This is a genomic window from Streptomyces ipomoeae 91-03 (genome assembly GCF_000317595.1).
Lineage (GTDB): Bacteria > Actinomycetota > Actinomycetes > Streptomycetales > Streptomycetaceae > Streptomyces > Streptomyces ipomoeae.
This window is the reverse complement of sequence record NZ_AEJC01000121.1, coordinates 1-774: the sequence shown is the minus strand read 5'-3', so window position 1 is coordinate 774 and position 774 is coordinate 1. Positions and strand designations below refer to the sequence as shown.

The 774-nt window shown below is 70.8% G+C and carries 1 protein-coding gene; it reads right to left on the bottom strand.

The window, feature by feature from the left end:
• Window positions 1-34: 34 nt before the first annotated feature.
• A complete protein-coding gene (locus STRIP9103_RS08235) occupies window positions 35-772 on the bottom strand; it encodes an IS5/IS1182 family transposase (RefSeq protein ID WP_009308438.1) in 738 nt (245 codons plus the stop codon).
• Between the last annotated feature and the right edge of the window lie 2 nt (window positions 773-774).

Sequence of the window (774 nt, the reverse complement as noted above, 5' to 3'; positions counted from 1 at the left end):
TCGGGCAGGTCGAAGTGGTGCTTGACCTGGTGTTTCACCCGGCGAGGGCGAGGTTGTGCATGGTGGCGACGGCCTGGACGGCGTGGTGAAGGCCGTCGCCTTTCTGACGGCAGTCGCGGAGGATCTTCCAGTTCTTCATGCGGGCGAAGGTGTGCTCGACGCGGGCCCTGACGCGTCGGTGTTCGGCGTTGTCCTCCTGCTGCCCGCGCAGCAGGGGGCGTCCGGCTCTTCTGCGGTGCGGGACGATGAGGCCGGTGCCGAGGTAGGCGCCGTCCGCGAGCACCGTGGTTCCGGTCGCCACGGCCGGCAGGTCGGACTCCCGCCAGACGTGAGCGTCGGCCTTGTTGCCCGGGGCCGGCCGGGCCGAGGCGATGACCAGGCGGGTGTCGGCATCAATGATGACCTGCACGTTCGCCGAGAACCGGTAGTTGCGGCTCGAGGCACCCACGCTGCGGTCGCGGACCGGGATCAGGGTGCCGTCCACGATCCACAGCCGGTCCGCCTCGGCGACCGGCCGTGGGGCGGGCTCCAGCGCGAGCAGCGGTCGCAGGCGCTGGATGACCCGGCAGACAGTCGCCGGGGAGATGCCGAAGAGCGGGGCGAGCTGCCGCATGGTGAGGTTGGTGCGGTAGTAGACGGCCACCAGCAGGACCCGGTCCGCCAGCGGCAGGCACCACGGACGGCCTCCACCGGGCCCGTCACCGCCCTGCTCCCGCACCACCTTCACCAGCTTCACGAACCGATCCATCCGCAAGCCCGTGAACGTCTCCACCC